Origin of the sequence: Ruegeria atlantica (genome assembly GCF_013032005.1) — a bacterium.
Lineage (GTDB): Bacteria > Pseudomonadota > Alphaproteobacteria > Rhodobacterales > Rhodobacteraceae > Ruegeria > Ruegeria atlantica_A.
Genome location: NZ_WQBE01000005.1, coordinates 41590 through 59850, shown reverse-complemented (window position 1 = coordinate 59850; position 18261 = coordinate 41590). Strand labels below are relative to the sequence as shown.

The window sequence follows — 18261 nt, the reverse complement described above, 5'->3', positions numbered from 1 at the left end:
TTTCCTCTGGTCTCATTCCTTGTATTGCAAAGCTTGGCACGGCAATTACACTTATAAAATTACAAAGTAAGAGATATTATTTGCATAAATATACAAGTAAAGGTCATGTATGCTGCCTCCTTCATTATCGAAAGCCGACATTCATCTGCTGCACGTGTTTTCTATCGTCGTTGAAGCACGCAGTTTCTCGGCAGCACAAGTTGTTTTGAACGTGTCCGCGTCGACGATTTCGCGCCAGATATCCGATCTCGAAACGCGTTTGGGTCTGAGACTGTGCCAGCGAGGACGCAAGGGGTTCCGCCTAACCGACAAAGGAGAAATCGTCTATGCAGCCTCTCGCAAGCTCTTTGCAGCATTGGATCTGTTTGGTGAAACCGTAGACGGGACGCGCGGGAAACTGGTCGGTCGGTTGACTATCGGAGCAATCGACAATTGGGTTTTCAATGACAACGCGCCTATCGTACCAGCTTTGTCAGAGTTTGCTCGTATTGCGCCAGATGTGGCCATCGAATTGCATTCAATTGCGCCTGGCGATATCGAGATAGGGGTTCAGGACGGACATATCGCTTTAGGCATCGGAGTGTTCCATAATAAAAAACCGGGGTTGATATATGAGCCGCTGAAAACGGAACGAATTGGCTTGTATTGTGGACAAACCCATCCTTTGTTCAAAGCAGAAACGAAGGCCGCCGTTGATGAATTTCTTTCTCAGGCAAACTTTTGCAATCGTGCCTATTTGAACGAACAAAAAGTTGCGCCGGTTTCACGCGGCTTACGCTCTACAGCCAAAGCGCATCAGATCGAAGGCGTTGCCATGTTGGTGCTGACTGGTCGTTTCATCGGCTATCTTCCCGAAGGCTTGGCTGATATCTGGGTACGTCAGGGACGAATGCGCTCAGTCGGAAATGGTCGGTTCGATCAGAAGTCGCATATCACGCTCGTCCGTAAACGTGGTGACGAACCAAATCTGGTGGTTAAGACCTTCACAGAACTACTTGTACGCGCATGTAAATCTGATCTGTCTTCAGATTCCTCTCTGTGGGCAAGGTCTGCTACTCTCCCTAATGGCTGATTGTCTTGCGCTTGCAGCGAATGACCGCTTTCCGCCCGAACTCTCACGTGTATCGAACGGCCCAAACCGGCCATTGAACAAGTCTCATGTATTCTGCAGTGCAGCTGATCGATGCAGAACTTAGCTGCACCGGCATACCGCACTCCAAAATCATTCCATGTCATTCAAACCTGTCCAGGAAGCCATAAAACGATAGCAGGGAACGCTACGAGCATCGCGATGGTTGCAGCATCCGCCAGAAAGAAAGGCGTTACACCTTTAAAAACATCCTGAACGCTTAGGTCATCACGCACGCCGGCCACTACAAAGCAATTCAGCCCAATAGGTGGGGTGATCAGACAAAACTCGGCCATTTTAACAACCAGAATACCAAACCAGATAGCGCACATAGGCCCAGACATACCGAAGGTACTTTCGGCTGCGCTTACGGTTTCGCCACCGTTCAACGCCATGACGGCGGGGTAAACTACCGGCAACGTCAGCAGCAGCATACCTATCGCGTCCATGAACATACCCAGTACAGCGTAAGCCAGAAGAATACAGATCAGGATCAGCATCGGAGACATCTCAAGCGAGGTAATCCAGTCGGAGAACGCACTTGGCAGTTCGGCGAACCCAAGAAAACGAACGTAGACCAAAACGCCCCAGATGATCGTGAAAATCATGACGCTCAGCTTGGCGGTTTCCAGAAGCGCGTCTTTGAGCTCGGACCAGCGCATGCCTTGATACAGCGCCATCAGGAACACCACAAATGCTCCAATTGCGCCGCCTTCGGTTGGCGTACCCCAGGCATCGCCGCCAAACGGGTTGTAGACAAAGAAGATGATGGTGACGACGACAATCACGATGGGCAATGCGGGCGGCAACGAGAGGAATCGTTCTTTCCATGTAAACCCGGTGACTGCGGGACCAAATCCTTTGATAACGACGGCCATGCCAATGATCAGCAAGCCATAAATTACCGCCGAGAACATGCCCGGGATGAATCCGGCCAACAGCAGTTTACCCACGTCCTGCTCGACAATAATCGCGTAGATGACCAGAATGGCCGAAGGCGGGATGAGCGAAGCGAGTGTACCGCCTGCAGCGACGACACCTGCAGCAAAACGCTTGTCGTATCCGATCTTCAGCATCTCGGGGATGGCGATACGGGCGAACACAGCGGAAGTCGCGACCGAGGCTCCGGATACCGCAGCAAACCCAGCGGTTGCGAAAACGGTCGAAACCGCCAGCCCACCGGGGACCCAAGCCAGCCAACGCTTTGCGGCTTCGAACAGTGCTTTGGTCAGGCCCGCGTAATAGGCGAGGTAACCAATCAGGATGAAAGTCGGGATAAGGCTCAATGCTTGGCTTGAAATCTTGGAGTGCGGCACCTGCCCCGCTGTTTTGACGGCCACAGTCACAGCCTTGCCGAACCGCGCCGGATCGTACCCAAACTTAGCCCAGAAGATCCAGATCAGACCAACCATGCCAGCTGTCGCGGCGGCGAAGGCCACGCGCATCCCCAGCACCACAAGAACAAGCATACCGCCCGAGACGATCAGACCAATATCAATGGGTTCCATCAGATTAAACCTCAGTTATCGTGGCCCGAGACGTGCTCGGCTTCCATTGCAGCTTGAGTGGCTGCGTCAGCTATCAGCGGGACGGCAATAGGTGCCTGATCAGGGTGCCGGATCGCGCGACCGTAGGCCCAGAGCTGTAAAGAAAGCCTTAGGCAAAGCACGCTAAAGGCAACGGGGGCCAACAGCTTTGCGGGCCACAGCGGGATACCTATGTCGATGGAGCTGTCGCGGCTCCAGAGTGGAGAACCAAAGTCAAAGCTGCGTGCGAAATGCGCCCAGCTCCCCCAGATCAGCAAGACGATCAGCGCAAGAATGACAGCGGTTGTAATGAACTCAACGATATAGAGCGTCCGGCCTCTAAGCGCTCCAACAACCATGTCCATTCGTATGTGGCCGCCATCACGCTGCGCATAAGAAATCCCCATGAAGGCGATTAAAGGCATGGCCTGCTCGATCCAGTCCACGTAACCGGGAAGTGGCGCATTGGCGAAATTCCGACCACCAACGGAAACTACGGCCATGACCATCAGCGAGAAAACCGCAAGACCGCTGATCAGGGCCAGAAAGCTTTCCAGTTTGTAGAGATGTTGATCGAGAATGCTGAGACGGCTGTCGTTGGACAGCACCAGGGATGACCCGGCCATCGTTTTGCTCCGCTGTCAGGGAAAAAGGCACCCGACGCCAGCCTGACCGACGCCGGGTTGTGAGTGGACTAGCTTCCGTTTGCGATCTTCCCAGTCACAAGGTCATAAAGCTCTTGTGCTGGTAGGCCACGCTCGGTGTTTTCTGCAATCCAGGCCTCGGCCGCGGGGGCGGCGGCGGCTTCTTTGAACGCTGCGATTTCTTCATCGCTGAAAGTGACCCGTTCGATGCCGCGTTGATCCAGTTCAGGGCCCCACGCTTCCATCGTTTTGGTCTGGTAGTGGCTCACGTAGTGATCCAGTGCCTCTTCCACCGATCCCAGCAGAGCTTCGCGGTGTTCGTCAGACAGATCTTCCAGTGCCAGCGTGTTCACCACGACAGGGCAGTTGACGGTGCCAGGATTTAGGTTCGTCGTCCACCACGTGCCATTCTCAATAGTGCCGAAGGACATATGCGCGTGTGGCGCAAAGCTGACCGCTTTGACAATGCCGCTGTCCATTGCCTGACGCACTTCGGATGCAGACATCGAGGTCGGAACTGCTCCAACCGTCTCCATCGCCTTGCCGATGCCACCTGTCGCCCGAACGCTCAGACCTTCAAAATCGGTTAGGGATTTGGGTGCTTCACCGACACCAACAAGGTTGTACTGCGGCAGCGGAGACGGCATCAGCAGAGTCGCGTCCCAGCGGGCCAGATCTTCGACAACGGCCGGATGTTGATAAACGGTCATCGACAGGTCGACTTCCTGTTCAAGGGATGTCACGCCCAAAAACGGCAGTTCCAAGACAGTGATCGAAGGGTTCTTATCGCGGTGATAGCCAGCGCAGAACTGTGCCATTTCAAACGCACCAATCGAAATCCCATCGAGGTTTTCTTTGTTCTTCGACAGGCCACCATAGCTGATGTTGAGCGTGAACTCACCGCCCGTCTTTTCGTTCACCAACTCCGCAAGTTTCTCGACGTGTTCGGTAAAGGCGCGACGCTTGCCCCACAGGGAAACGTTCCATTCGACAGCCAGTGCTTCGGATGCAACGGTCAGCGACAAAGCTGCAATGGCCGCCCGGTTAAGATGTTTGCGCATAGTGGCTCCTCCCAGATCACGCAATGTGTTTGGGCAGAGTATTCAGGATGCGTAGCAGCCTGCCTATGAAGGAAAATGCGCGAGGAACTCCTGTTTCCCTGCGGATATCCGCAGAGTGGTTTCGCTTACAACAGCGCCTCTTTATCGAGACCGAGTTTGACGATCTTTTCGTTGAGCGTCCGTCGGCCGATCCCAAGCGCTTCGGCGGCGGCATCCATGCGGCCCTTATGCGCCGTGATGGCTTTGCCGATGAGCTCGCGTTCAAAAGCAGCAACCGCTTCGCGTAGGGTATCCGGCACTTCGTCGAAGTGCTGATCGCTTTGGATGGCCTGCGCCACCGACCCTCCTCCGCGTCGGGCCGCCAAAATGCGCCGTTCGCAGACATGGCGCAATTCACGCACATTGCCGGGCCAGCTATGTGAAAGCAGAGCGGCCAAATCGTCCTGATCGAGTTCTGGCGCGTCTATCTCATAAACCTTTGCGTATTCGTTCAAGAAATGCGTTGCCAAAAGAACCAGATCATCCCGTCTTTGACGTAGCGGAGGTAGAGACAGGACAACAGTATTCAATCGAAACAAAAGGTCCTGACGCAGGCGGCCTTCCTCGGCTGCCACTACAACGTCTTCGTTGGTTGCTGACACGACCCTGAAGCTTACCGGCACCGGCGACACAGCCCCCACCGGCAACACCTGCTGATCTTCGATGACCCTTAGTAGCTTGGCCTGCGCCGCTGGTGGGCACGAGCAGATTTCGTCCAGAAACAAGGTCCCTCCCGACGCCGCCGCAAGCCTTCCGTCGGATTCACCCGCGATGCCGAACATTTCCGCTTCAAACGTATCGGCCGACAATGCAGCGCAATTCAGTGCCAGAAACGGTGCCTCCGGCGAGCGGCCCAAATCATGTAAAGCGTGAGCAACCAGCTCTTTCCCGGTGCCCGTATCTCCCTGCAACAAAACCGCAACCGATGTATCAGCAAGATCAAGTACTTCTTGTCGCAAGTCTGTAATGGCGTCTGTTTGGCCCAGCAGGATGCGGTCAAGGCCTGACAGTTTGAACAGCCGGTCTTTGAGGCGGGCATTGCTTCTTCGCATTCTGTTTTGTTCAGCTGCGTGCCTCAGGACCGTAAGCAATCGCCGTGGTTCATATGGCTTTTCGATGAACCCGTACGCCCCGTCCTGTATGGCCTGAACCGCCATCGGGATGTCACCATGTGCCGAAATCAATACAACCGGAGGCGCCACTTGTCTGTCCAGACTGGCCAGCAATTCAAGCCCCGACATACCCGGCATACGCACATCGGACAGAATGACATCGGGCGACGCGCTGGCCAGATACTCCATCACGAGGGTCGCGCGCGACAGGGCGCTAACAGTCCAGCCGGCGGCTTCGAGCAACTCGAAAAGAGACTGTCTCATTGATTTGTCATCATCGACGACCAGAACTTTAAAGGGTTGCCGCTGGGTCATTCGTTCGTTTCTTTAGTAATTGAGGCCATCGGGAAGGTGACACGAAAAACTGTTCCGCCGCCATCACGATTTCGGGCCGTCATCTTGCCATCGTGATCTTTGACAATGCTGGTGGAAATGGCCAGTCCCAAGCCCATGCCTCTCCCGCTCTCTCTTGTGGTTACAAATGGCTCTTGCAACTCAGCCAGCGTTGCCTCACCCAACCCGTGACCGTTGTCCTGAATTTCCAACACCGCTTCATCATCAGTAGCTATGACAGCGATATGGATTTCAGGTGCATCCACTTCGTCCATCGCGTCAATCGCATTGCGCAAAAGATTAGTGATGACTTGTTCGATCCGCAGTGCACTGCCCCGGATAAAAACCGGACCGGTCGGCGCATCGACTGTGATTTTCACCTTGCCCTGCTCGATGTTTGGCGCAACCAGAGCCAACGCGGCATTGACCGAGGTGCATAAGTCTACGTCGTCGAACGCCTCGCTCTCTGAGCGCGCGAAGAACCGCAATTGGCGCGTGATCCCTTCCATCCTGTCGACCAGACTTCCAATTTTTTGTGGTAGCTTAGACCCACTGGAAGATGAGATCTCTTCTGCCACCAGGTGATTGCGCATCGCAGCGATCGGCTGGCCCAGCTCATGCGTGACCGACGCGGATAGTTGCCCCAGAGCCGCCAGTCGGCTTGCGCGCTCCAATTCCCCTTGGGTGCGTTTGAGGCTCCGCTCGGCTGTCTTGCGGTCGTCGATTTCGATAGCGAGCCTTTCATTTGCCACCCGCAGCTTTGCTTCTTCCTCTTCGGACCGCACTAAGGCCGCGCCTACGCGCCTTGCGCGTTGTATCTGGAAAAAGATAAATGCGAGCCCCGCCAAAAGGACAAAAACTGTTGTTACAAGCCAACTGCGCGCAACGGCTTGATCGTCACTTGCAAAATAGTGAAGCGACCAGCCATGGGGTAAATCCGTAGCTGCAAGATGCAGACGCTTCGTCCCCGCAATTCTGGCCTGATCTCCCGGCAACTCAATCCAGTCCAACGCATCTAAGTCTTGCCCCGGAAACTGCCTGGCATCTCGAATCCGTTCTTGCTGAGGTTCTGACAATGGCGCCAACGCGCGATATTGCCAGCTCGAGTTCGAAGAAAGCAAAACGACGCCGTCTTCATTGGCCAAAAGAACCTGTTCGCCCGAGTTTTTCCAACTATCCTGAAGATTGGAGAAATCGATCTTAATCGCTATGACGCCAGTTGCAGCGCCCTGGTCGTCAAGCACTGCGTTGGCGATGAAGTAGCCTGGCAGACCAGTCGTTGCCCCGATGGCATAGAAGCGGCCCTGTTCACCAGAAATGGCAGTTTGGAAATACGGACGGAAAGCGTAGTTCTGGCCAACAAAGCTCCCAGTGTCGCGGTAGTTCGATGCGGAAATCGTGATCCCGTCTTCGTCCATCAAGTAGATCGCATCCAGCCCCGCCTGCTCCGCAAAATCCTCGAGGCGTCGGTTCAAAGTTCCGGTGCCGTCTCCTTCAGCTGTTCCAATTACAAAGGAATCCTGTGACAGCACATATGTGAGGTGGGAAAATCGTTCGAGTTCGCTGTTTACCGAGCTTTGGTAAAGAGAGAGCCGGCCCTGAGCTTTCGAAAGCTCCTCCGAAACGAAGTACTGGTAAGAAACCAAATAAAGGCCAATGCTGGCGGCAATGGCTATCAAAATACCTACAATATACGAAGCTGATCGCATCGAATGCCCATGAACTGCGACGGCATAGGATCACAGTAGGTATTAGCCGTCCATCCCAAGCGTACTAAACTAACATTTGGATGTTTAGACCAAACAAGAATGACCGAGTATTTAGAGAACGCGAAGCAATGAACGAACATGCCGAAACAACTATTTGCATTCCGCAAGCAGATTCGGCCCAGAGCCGACATCCAACCCTTTGTTTCGATGCTGCGGTCGCAGCCCGCATTGCAGACTTTCGCCGCGAACGCAAAATCCCGTTCAAACCGAACTTACACAACGCGGGATAAACCGTCGTTCTCTGCCTGGTCGAATTGGCATGCAGTTGAACGAAGGATCTTGCCTTCGAGAGGCTTGATCACGCACCGCTGACATTCGCTTGGCGAAGCAGAAATCTCTGAATTTTACCGCTGGGTGTCTTCGGCAGTTCTTTGACGAATTCGATAAGCCGAGGATAGGCGTGAGCAGAAAGGCGCTGTTTGACATAGTCCTTCAACTCCGCGGCCAACGCATCATTACCTTCTGTGCCATCCGCCAGTACGACTACCGCTTTCACTATTTCGGTCCGTTCCTTGTCAGGAACGCCTACGACCGCCGTTTCCGTTACAGAGGGATGTTCGATCAGAGCGCTTTCAACGTCAAACGGTCCGATGCGATAACCCGAAGAGGTGATAACGTCGTCGTTCCGACCAACGAACGTTATACATCCGTGTTCATCCCGCTCCACTGTGTCCCCAGTAAGATAGTATCCGTTCTCGATCGATTTGGTGCCCATGTTTAGGTAGCCGCTAAAGAACAAGAGAGGTGAATCCGCAATGTTGACGGCCAATTGACCTGGCTCATTGAAGTCGGCGATGCTGCCGTCCTCAGCCAGAACCTCAACCCTGTATCCTGGCATCACATAGCCAGCCGATCCCGGGCGTACCGGATGTTCGAGCCCGTGATGATTATTCACCAGCATACCCGTTTCCGTCTGCCCATAATGATCCTTAATCGGCGCATTCAGTTCGGTCTCGAACCAACGGATGACTTCGGGGTTCAGTGGCTCGCCTGCGCTGCTGATGCAACGGATCTGATCGCGCAGCTGTGACGCGCGCTCGGTTCCCGCGGCGATGATTAGTCGAAACGCAGTAGGCGCGCCTGCAAAGTTAGTCACGCCCAATTTCGAAATCACGTCATATGTACTGTCCACTGTGAAAGGCCCTTCGACCAGGGTGGTTGCATGTCCCAATAGTAGCGGGCCGATCAATGCATAGTAGAGTCCATAGGCCCAGCCTGGATCGGCTATATTCCAGAAAACATCTTCATGCTGCAGGCCGATCCCTTCGACCATGTAAGATCGAAAGGCAGCCAGAGCCTTTAGGGGCACGGGCACTCCTTTGGCGGGACCTGTAGTTCCAGATGTCGCCATCATGAACATCAGATCATCGCCGTTCCGCAAAACAGGGACGAACTCAGGCGAATGCGCGGCCATCGCCTGGCGGAAATCAATGTCTCCCGCAATACCCCCTTGTCTCGTTTCCACAATTGTCGCGACAGGCGGACAACTTTCCACTCCGTCGAGCTTGATGCGGTTCGCGGCGTCAGTCACAACCAACTTCGCGCCACTCATGGTCAAACGGTCCTGAATGGCCTTGGGTCCAAAGGCTGTAAACAAAGGCTGATAGGCCGCGCCAGCCAGGAGGGTGCCGAGAACAACTGTCACAAGATCCGGGGTGCGAGGTAGCAGACCTGCCACGATGTCACCGGGTTGGATGCCTTGTTCTTCCAGCAAGTTGGCGAAACGCGCAGCTTCTTCGCGCAACTCTGCAAAATTGCGCGTCTCATGGTGCCCATCCAATGCAACCCAGTTCAAAGCACGGGGATTGCCCTGCAAATGGGCGTCACAACATTCTACGCATGCATTTATCCCGTCGCTGAAGTTGCCAAAAAAGGAAGACTTTGCCAGCTCCAGGTCAAATTTCTCCACCGTTTTGGAGTATTCTGGGGAAGTCTCAGTGTCAGAACTCGATTCCATCAAAACGTATTCCTCCAAGTGCAGCCCTTAATTACCCTGCACTTAAACAAGTCGAGTTTCCACGTTGGAAATTACGCGAACATCAGCGCAACGTGAGTGGTCCATTTGTCCCGAACCAAAGCTCGGTTTGTGTTACATAGCAACCATCGGGGGTTGCGCAGCATCTGCATAGTTTCGGCTTCAGTTTGCGACGCCAACGGCCCATTTCAGACATTCGAGTAAAGCATAATTTGAGATGACCGCTTCCGCCGAGTTGACCTCCGAGTATTGCGAAATATCGGACGGCTACGGCCCTTCGCAGATCAGCGGGAAGGCACCGACTTCTGGTATCGTGAGTGTGCCCACGGTGACGAAATCGTCACCTTCGACGGATGTTATCAATCGAACCGAGGCAACGATCCGGCTATATTCAGGATCGGCGAAGTCGATGACAGTGTGCATATCGACATCGGCCCCCTGCGCCACGATGATTGGTATCGCACCATCAACTTCTGTTAAGCTCCAGTGTTTGCTGTCTGCGTGAATGGTCGCACTCACGACTGCGAGTCCAGGGACAGTTCCCAATCCGACAGCAACAACTGCGCCTGATCCATCAGGGGCTTCGCAATACAACTCAACAGTTGCGAATGCCGAGGTTGCCGAGAAGAAAGCAAACAGCGCCAGCGCAGAAGTCCTGATCATGAAGATTTCCCTTCGTTCGCAATCCGACCTAAAATACATTTTGGGTTCACTGTTCTCAACAAGCGTGTCTCAACACGGGTCAAAGACAAGGAAACACCGGCATCCTCAGACCACTACGTTGCCCCAAATCATTGGCATCGAACGGCTAGAAGTTGATTGAATCCGTTAAGAGTTTGAGCATTGTAGCGGACATTCGACTTCAGCACAGCGACCGAAGCAATAATACCCCAGGCTGCGACGTGGCACGACCCAAAAGAGACGTTGGCCAAGGGCTGTGGTGTTGCAGTGCAGCTTCCCGAAAGCAGACATTTCCAGTTCACATCAAACCAACTTCACCTCGGATGGACCAGCATATCTGCGTTTGCTGCGGCCCACTCGTGCATCGCGCGAAGCAACCCGTCACGCATGAAATACTTGTCGGAGAAGCTCTAGAGCGCGGCAGCCTATGCCACGGCTGGTGCGGATGGAATCTTTGTTCCGGGACTGACGATTGTTTTGGTGAGTGCTGAATTCCCTTTACAAACCGACCGCCGGTCTAGATATACAGACCAACGGTCTGTATTGATGGATTCGGAAAACCACTAAAGCCTGCCCGCCCTCTCGCCTCGTGAGTACTTAAAACAAAAACGCCGGTCGCTCCACGACACCCATTTCGTGGACGCATTAGCTGTACCTGAAATAGAAAGCTTGAAACATGCACTATGATTCCCACCGTGCCCCACGAAGTATTTTGGAGTTCTGCGCCCGTCAGTTGCGTCGAATTTGGCAACACTCAGGAGATGTTCGAAAAAGAAATGGCTCAGTAGGAAGCCCCAACACTACAACGCCATTGTCTGACCACATGCGCCGAGACGTTGGGTTGATTGAGCGAGGGCCGGATGATCGTTCGCATTGGTGGTCATATTGACGTGGTCAGCGATGGGATTGTGTATCTTCGCAACCTACAGGTTCAATTTTGCCTTTATCAACTCTGCGCATGCAATTGGCGAGGCATCTTCTGTATTCACCGATAAGTCATATTTCATCCCATCATGAACACGCTCGAATTGCCATCTGGAAAGCCCGAGCGTCCGGTCGCCTCGCTTTCGTTCCCGTGCCTCCAGCACGTCCAGCGAAGCAAACAAACCAACCATGAAAAAATCATACGGCTTCAGTAAGCTTTGATATTCAGCTACCGCGCTCGCAGACCCGGCTTCCGTGTTTCCAAACAACACCTCGTCAACAATCAAATTATTCCCGGCGCGCGCCATTGCAGCAACTGAACGGCGCATTCCGGAAAGTGCGCGACTGGCTGTTGGCCCGACCCGCGCGCAGGTCACTGCTTTCCCGCCCACCACACGCTTTTCAAAACTCAATCCATCTGGATCACCAGCAAGCCGCTCTGGCAACATTGCCAGGAAGGCATCCATTTCGATGTGAAGGAACGGTAGTGTCGTAATGTTCTGAAGCGCTTTTGCGATAGAACTTTTACCAACGCTCCCTACTCCGTTTAGGAGAATTACTGTCGCCATAGGTCTCGTGACTGAATGATCGCTGCCAAGGTCCGTTATTTGGCTGTGGAAGGGGGTGAAGGCACAGTTTCCATCGTAACATCCACCGCTTCCGGCCATCCAAAATCTGTTGTCCCATCCGGCAGACCCAGAATTCGGTCGAGTGTTAGAAATTGCATATCGATCGCCGCCTGTAAATTGCGTGCGGCTTCATCTGCTATGTCAGTTCCCCGGGCGTCGATGGCGCGCAGCAATGCAAAATCAAAGAAGTTCATAAGGAAGAGTATAAGCTCTGCCGCCGTATCGACATCGGCGACAGTGAACGTTCCTTCGTCACAGCCCTTCTGGATGATTTTGGTCAGGACCGGCATGGCACCAGTTCTGACCCTGCGCTTGAATTGTTCGAGCAGGAACAGGTTTTTGTCCTGGTTCATGATCTTGAACATCTCGACCTGGCCTGGGTAGTCATGCTCGCGCAGGTAGTTTGCCCTTAGATGGGTGAAGTTACGCAACAGATCGAGTGCCGAAGATTTCTCGTCAGAAGCAACAACAGACATTTGCGCGAACACGCCTTCTGCCATGCCATCCAATACCCCGAACAAAAGCTCATCCTTGGATTTGAAGTGGTGATAAAAGCCACCTTTCGAAACACCGGCCAGATCCAGCACATCCTGAATGGTCGTATCTTCGAAACCTTTCGAAAAGAACAACATTTGCGCACACCCCAGTAACTGCGCGCGCCGCGCCTCTGGCTGCATATTCTTCCGCTTCGTAGGTTTCATACATTTCCCCCTTGCAAACCGACCGACGGTCTGCAATTACAGACCTGCGGTCGGTTTATATCCCGACTCATCTGGCAGGACAACGAAATTCACCTGCCGCCCCGAATTAAATGATGCGCTGATGCAGCCCAAGACCGCAAGCTACAACGCTTCGCGCGCCCAGTTGAGTTGTGCCTACTACACAGGATCGAATGCCATGAATGCTCTTGTCTGCAGGGATATTTCAATATCCGAGTTACGCCAAACATCTCGGCTGGCTGGTATCCAGGATTTGCTTGAACTTCTGGTCAGGCTTTCCCTCGACTGGGACGAAGCTAGGCGATCTTTGTCTCAAACAAGTCCGCAGACTTGGCTCGTAAATCCGTTCTCCCTCAATTGATCCAAACCTCTCAGGAGAGAAACATGTTGGACAATGTAAGAGCGCTTTCCACGGTTTACCGCGCAGCCAAAAGCATGACGGCAATCGCTTTGACAGAGTTGCCTGAGCCTGGGAATGTCGCGGAAGCATTGCAATTGGTGAACGTGCCCGTGCCAAGACCTTCGCGCCACCAAGTCGCGATTCAGCTGTTCGCTTCATCACTGCATGTCGATGAAATTTATGCGGCTCAGGGCACCGCTCTTGGTCGTTTCTTCGGGCCTAAACGCGCTTCGGCAAATTCCCCCTACGTCATGGGGACTTTGGTGTCAGGGGTCGTTGTCGCAACTGGTCAGGACGCAACCCGGTTCAATGTTGGAGACGAAGTGATCGTCGTACCCAACGAGCTTGGCGAAAACGGGTCTTGGGCAACATACAGATGCGTTTCGCACGACTATCTGATGCTCAAACCCCCGGCCTTGTCTCATGTCGAGGCGGCAGCCGCGACACTATCAGGTTGTGTTGCGTGGGGTGCGATTAACACCGCACGCATCGAAAAAGGTGACCATTGCCTCGTTGTTGGGGCATCGGGTGCCGTCGGATCCATGATGGTTCAGTTTCTCAAATCAAAGGGCGCTATCGTGACCGGGGTTTGCAGCGGCGCGAATGCCGATCTGGTGCGCACGTTGGGTGCAGATCACACGATCGACTACAACGTCACCAGTTTTGGTTCGCAGGGCAAAAACACCTACGACAGGGTCTTTGATCTGGTAGGCGGTCGGGACATCGAGGCCGCAGCGTACCGAATACTGAAACGCAAAGGCCGGTTCGTCACGATTGTTGGCCCCATACGCCACATTGGTGAACGCAAGTTATCCAGGGGCGAGTTTCTTCTGGGTGTCGGCCACGTTACTTGCCGCAGTATCGCGACACGGCTCCGCGGTCCTCGGTATCGTTTTTGTGCCTCCTTGCCACGGAACAACGCCTACGCGGCAATGCTGAGCATCGCAAAGCACAACATACGCTCTCCAATTGAAGCCGAGATTCCATTCGATTTGCCGCAAATACGGGCCGCAATCAGAACTCTGATGTCCCATCGGACAAGAGGTCGGATCGTCATCAACTTTTTGACCAACGAAAAATCAAGCCGGCCGGAAACCAGTTCCAGACCTGAGGTGCACCTCAAGCAATCACTGTTCCGGCACAAAACGAAATTCAATCAAGACACGGTAATAATATGAAAAACCTCTGGAAATTTCCGGGATCGGGAAATCCTAATTCTTCGGAATCCCCTCGCAACGAAAGCACTCCAGCTCAATGCACAGCGAACTGTGTTTGGCCCGTGCGGTCAATAGTGGTCGCGTTTACCCTTGGCGTCGCGCTGAGCGGGTGTGCAGCAAACATGGCCGCAAAAGGCAGTGATGGTCCAGACCTGAGCGTTGTCAGCCAGGAGGCCACCCGGATGGATGTCGAACGGCAGTTGGGGTCGCCTGAGCAGCTACAGCAACAAGCCAATGGTGATTGGGTGGCCGTCTATGACGTCGAACCCCGGACAAAGCCAAACCTTGCTCGGGCGGCAGGCCACGGAACGCTGGACCTCTTTACCTTCGGGCTCTGGGAGGTTGTCGGTGGGCCTTTGGAAGTGGCCCATGCGCGGCGGGTTCTCGTCACTGCACGATATGACGACGCGGGAAAACTGCTGCAACTGACCAGCAAGCCCAAACCCATCCTTTGATCTGAGGGTGGGTCACCGCCGACCTGCAACAGGCCGGTGTTACATCCAACACCCCGACGAACAGCAAGCCATCCCCGTTGAACCATAGTGCAGGTTCAGCGGGCAGATACCCCTGTCCACACAAACAAGAAAACGGACTAAAAATGAAGACTATAACATTGATCACACTGGCCGCTATGGCTCCCACAATGTGTTTGGCAGACGAAAGCTGGACCGGCTTCAATGCTGGTTTGCAGCTATCCACGGTTGATGTTTCCCAAGACGAAAACGACAACGGAAACGCAGCGTTGGGCCTCCACGCCGGATATCTTCATAATTTTGACGGCTATGTAGTTGGCGGTGAACTGACTTATGATGCGGGCGCTGAGCTTGGGTCTGACAACAAAACCAAAAAGGTCGATACGATACGCCTGAAGTTCAAAGGCGGACACGTATTTGGCCGGACGTATCTGTACGGCGTCATTGGATATGCGAACATCGATGGCGGTTCCATCAGTGAAGATGGCTACTCTGCTGGCGTTGGCGTTACGTATCGCGCAACGGACAGAGTTCTGGTCGGCCTTGAGTACCTGCGAGACACATATGACACGTCAGCTGACGACATCACAGCTGACTCTGTCGCGCTTCGGGTGTCTTACAAGTTCTGACAGAAGGCGTGTGAGAGCCTGACACAAGCGGGGGACAGTCAATTGCCCCCCACTCATAATTCAATTCCCGGGAGCCACCAGGTGACTGAAATACCAACGCTTGAGACTGAACGACTGCTACTTCGACCACCAATAATGGCAGACTGGCCCGACTATCTTGCGCTGATGACATCAGAGCGCTCAAAGTTCATGGGAGGCCCGGTCTCTGACCGCATGACCTGGGGGATTTTCTGTCATGACATAGCTCAGTGGACCCTCATGGGGCACGGGGCACTGATGATGGAAGACCGTGTTTCAGGAGCGTGCCTTGGGCAGGTTAGCATCAACTCCGGACCGCTTTTCCCCGAACCCGAATTGGGCTGGTTTGTCTATGCTGATGCCGAAGGAAAAGGCTATGCGTTTGAAGCTGCGCGAACGCTGCGAGATTGGGCCTGTACATGGAACGTAACCCAGTCGCTCGTCAGTTATATCGATCCGAACAACTTCCGCTCCTGCCGCCTTGCTGAGCGGCTTGGAGGAATTTTGGATTCAAATGCCGAGCGAAATGACCCCAATGATCTCGTCTACAGGTACCATTGAGCTGCGCAAACAACTCCCCGGACCATTCGAGCGAGGGTCACCTTCATCAGTCGCCCGATCAGACCGTCATCCCCAACATCCTTTGCTTTTTGATTGTCCGGGTATCAAGGGGCGCAACGCAGCCCTGTCTTCTTTTATCTGTTGGAAATACCGGATCACGGGCCGGGTTGTCGCAACCCATGCGCGGCAATACGGGGGTACAAAACCTCAGTCAGACAAGGACCAGCATCCTCAGCCCCCCGCGGAAAACCCAAAACGCCCGTCGGGCTGATCATTTGTCCGACGGATCACTTTCAGCATAATCCCGCAGGCGCTCGATATCAGAGATTACGGCGTGGTTGCGGTTGATTTGCACACCAACCGTTTTTAACCGCGAAAACGCCCGGCTAAGGCTTTCCGGCTTCATCCCTAGACGCCCGGCGATCAGCATTTTGTCATAAGGTAGCTCTACGTCGCAGCCATCGGGTTTGGCGTCACACAGGTTCAGAAGAAACTCTGCTACCCGCTGCGCACCCGTCTGCGCCTTGAGCTGCTCCAGCTGTGCAACCAGCGAATGCAGATGCGTGAACGTGGACGCCAGAATGGAAACGCCGATCTCGGGGTCTTCTTTCATCAACGACAACAGCAAAGGGCTTGGGATATGCATCACGTCGCAGGCCGAAACGGCCTCGGCAGAAACGGGGTAAGGGACGTTTCGCAGCGCGACGGCCTCACCAAAACTTTCGCCGCGGGTAAAGACGCTGACCACTGCCTCGGCCCCCGTTGGGGACATGCGGAACAACTTGACCCAACCGGCAAGAACTACGTGGACGGCCTTGGCCTCTTCTTCCTGTAGAAAGATCGTTTCGCCCCGATCATAGCTACGCCAAATTGCGTGGCTCAGCAGTGTGTCGACATGCTGGTCCGGCAAACTCTTGAGCAAAAGCGATTGCCGCGCGATCGCTTTTTGTGCTTCGTGTGCCACGGAGTTTCCCCTTTTCCCTGGTCGATCGTCCGACCGGTACGTCCTTTTTAGCAAGGCTATGCCAAAGCTCTGCCCGGCGCGCCAGCCTTTTCCTGCTTCAACTTGACTATTGTCATGTCTTAGGCGTCACCATGCGCATAAATTCGGCCCAAAGCCAGCAATCCGGGGAGCCAGTATAATGGACTACGAGCGATTTTTCACCCAGAGCCTGGACGATCTGCGGGACGAAGGAAACTATCGTGTTTTTATCGACTTGCAACGCCGCTGCGGATCATTCCCAAACGCACGTCAAACCGACGGATCAGTGCAGCGCGATGTGCGGATCTGGTGTTCAAACGACTATCTGGGCATGGGGCAGCATCCGGCGGTGACCGGGGCGATGCATGACGCGCTGGACCGGTGCGGCGCTGGTGCTGGCGGCACCCGGAACATCTCGGGCACCACACACGATCACGTCCTGCTTGAGGCCGAACTGGCCGATCTGCACGGCAAAGAGGCAGCGCTTCTGTTCACCTCTGGCTATGTTTCGAACTGGGCGGCCCTTGGCACCCTTGCTGCGAAAATCCCCGGCCTTATCGTTTTCTCGGACGCGCTGAACCACGCCTCGATGATCGAAGGCATCCGTCATTCGCGCGCGCAAAAGGTGATCTGGAAGCACAACGACCTTGAAGACCTCGAGGCGAAGCTGGCTGCTGCCGATCCTGACGCCCCCAAGATGATCGCCTTTGAATCCGTCTATTCGATGGACGGAGATATCGCGCCGATCCAAGAGATTTGCGATCTGGCCGACAAATACGGCGCGATGACCTATCTGGATGAGGTTCATGCCGTCGGTCTTTACGGCCCGCGCGGTGGCGGCATTGCCGAACGCGAAGGTCTGATGGATCGACTGACCGTGATCGAGGGCACGTTGGGCAAAGCCTTTGGTGTGGTTGGTGGCTATATCGCGGCCTCAGCCGCACTTTGTGATTTTGTGCGCAGCTTTGCCAGCGGGTTTATCTTTACCACCGCCTTGCCCCCGTCGATTGCGGCGGGCGCTGCGGCCTCGATCCGGCACCTGAAACAGTCGAATACCGAACGCGATCAGCAGAAGTCCCGCGTGGCGCAGGTGCGTGCCCGGTTGGATGCAGAAGGCATTCCGCATCTGCCCAACCCCAGCCACATCATCCCGGTGATGGTGGGTGATCCGGTGAAATGCAAATTCATCTCGGACACGCTGCTTGAAGAATTCGGTATCTACATCCAGCCGATCAACTACCCCACTGTCCCCAAAGGAACCGAGCGTCTGCGGATCACCCCTTCTCCGGTGCATACGGACGAAGATATCGAACATCTGGTCGGCGCGCTGTCAGCCCTATGGCAACGCTGCCAGATCGCGCGGATGCCGATGGCTGCCCAGTAAACAAAGCGCTCCTTGCTTGAAAAACTGCCGCCCAGATCGGGCGGCTTTTTTCTGCT

Annotated in this window: 16 protein-coding genes; 6 read left to right on the top strand and 10 right to left on the bottom strand. The window is 54.4% G+C overall.

Features of this window, described 5'->3' with window-relative positions; all coding sequences use genetic code 11:
* The first annotated feature begins 109 nt into the window (after positions 1–109).
* Positions 110–1072, top strand: coding sequence for a LysR family transcriptional regulator (locus tag GOX21_RS11140; protein ID WP_170377245.1), 963 nt, complete (start codon positions 110–112; stop codon positions 1070–1072).
* Between the two features lie 164 nt (positions 1073–1236).
* On the opposite strand, the gene GOX21_RS11135 is transcribed toward GOX21_RS11140, so the two are convergent.
* From GOX21_RS11135 to GOX21_RS11095, 9 genes are all read right to left on the bottom strand, one after another.
* On the bottom strand, positions 1237–2637 hold the full coding sequence (locus GOX21_RS11135; RefSeq protein WP_170377243.1) for a TRAP transporter large permease: 1401 nt from the start codon (positions 2635–2637) through the stop codon (positions 1237–1239).
* A gap of 11 nt (positions 2638–2648) precedes the next feature.
* On the bottom strand, positions 2649–3281 hold the full coding sequence (locus tag GOX21_RS11130; protein WP_170377242.1) for a TRAP transporter small permease subunit: 633 nt from the start codon (positions 3279–3281) through the stop codon (positions 2649–2651).
* 68 nt (positions 3282–3349) lie between these two features.
* Complete coding sequence (dctP, locus tag GOX21_RS11125; protein WP_170377240.1) at positions 3350–4360, bottom strand: TRAP transporter substrate-binding protein DctP; 1011 nt, start codon at positions 4358–4360, stop codon at positions 3350–3352.
* Positions 4361–4485: 125 nt separating this feature from the next.
* A complete protein-coding gene (locus GOX21_RS11120; RefSeq protein WP_170377238.1) occupies positions 4486–5826 on the bottom strand; it encodes a sigma-54-dependent transcriptional regulator in 1341 nt (446 codons plus the stop codon).
* Positions 5823–7553, bottom strand: a complete 1731-nt coding sequence (locus tag GOX21_RS11115) for a sensor histidine kinase (RefSeq protein ID WP_170377236.1) — start codon at positions 7551–7553, stop codon at positions 5823–5825. The genes GOX21_RS11120 and GOX21_RS11115 overlap by 4 nt, the downstream gene beginning before the upstream one ends.
* A 358-nt stretch (positions 7554–7911) precedes the next feature.
* Entirely contained in the window at positions 7912–9429 is a 1518-nt protein-coding gene (locus GOX21_RS11110) for an AMP-binding protein (protein ID WP_254428532.1), read from the bottom strand.
* Between the two features lie 426 nt (positions 9430–9855).
* Positions 9856–10251, bottom strand: a complete 396-nt coding sequence (locus GOX21_RS11105; protein WP_170377232.1) for a hypothetical protein — start codon at positions 10249–10251, stop codon at positions 9856–9858.
* A 941-nt stretch (positions 10252–11192) separates the two neighbouring features.
* Positions 11193–11762, bottom strand: a complete 570-nt coding sequence (locus GOX21_RS11100) for a chloramphenicol phosphotransferase CPT family protein (protein WP_170377230.1) — start codon at positions 11760–11762, stop codon at positions 11193–11195.
* A 35-nt stretch (positions 11763–11797) separates the two neighbouring features.
* Complete coding sequence (locus GOX21_RS11095; protein WP_170377229.1) at positions 11798–12559, bottom strand: TetR/AcrR family transcriptional regulator; 762 nt, start codon at positions 12557–12559, stop codon at positions 11798–11800.
* A 312-nt stretch (positions 12560–12871) separates the two neighbouring features.
* On the opposite strand from GOX21_RS11095, the gene GOX21_RS11090 reads away from it, so the two are divergent.
* The 4 genes from GOX21_RS11090 to GOX21_RS11075 all read left to right on the top strand — a co-directional run bounded on the left by GOX21_RS11090 (position 12872) and on the right by GOX21_RS11075 (position 15839).
* Positions 12872–14119 (top strand): NAD(P)-dependent alcohol dehydrogenase, encoded by a 1248-nt coding sequence (locus tag GOX21_RS11090; RefSeq protein ID WP_170377227.1) that lies wholly within the window; start codon positions 12872–12874, stop codon positions 14117–14119.
* A 113-nt stretch (positions 14120–14232) separates the two neighbouring features.
* The gene (locus GOX21_RS11085; RefSeq protein ID WP_170377225.1) at positions 14233–14613 is read left to right on the top strand and encodes a hypothetical protein; all 381 of its coding nucleotides are present in this window, start codon (positions 14233–14235) and stop codon (positions 14611–14613) included.
* Between the two features lie 143 nt (positions 14614–14756).
* Positions 14757–15260 (top strand): outer membrane protein, encoded by a 504-nt coding sequence (locus GOX21_RS11080; RefSeq protein ID WP_170377223.1) that lies wholly within the window; start codon positions 14757–14759, stop codon positions 15258–15260.
* 81 nt (positions 15261–15341) lie between these two features.
* Positions 15342–15839 carry a GNAT family N-acetyltransferase gene (locus GOX21_RS11075; RefSeq protein ID WP_170350180.1) on the top strand — a complete coding sequence of 166 codons (498 nt, stop codon included), beginning with the start codon at positions 15342–15344 and terminating at the stop codon, positions 15837–15839.
* Between the two features lie 271 nt (positions 15840–16110).
* On the opposite strand, the gene GOX21_RS11070 is transcribed toward GOX21_RS11075, so the two are convergent.
* A complete protein-coding gene (locus GOX21_RS11070; protein ID WP_170350179.1) occupies positions 16111–16803 on the bottom strand; it encodes a Crp/Fnr family transcriptional regulator in 693 nt (230 codons plus the stop codon).
* Between the two features lie 178 nt (positions 16804–16981).
* Between GOX21_RS11070 and hemA the strand changes: the two genes are divergently transcribed.
* A complete protein-coding gene (gene hemA / locus GOX21_RS11065; protein ID WP_170377221.1) occupies positions 16982–18205 on the top strand; it encodes a 5-aminolevulinate synthase in 1224 nt (407 codons plus the stop codon).
* Positions 18206–18261: the final 56 nt, after the last annotated feature.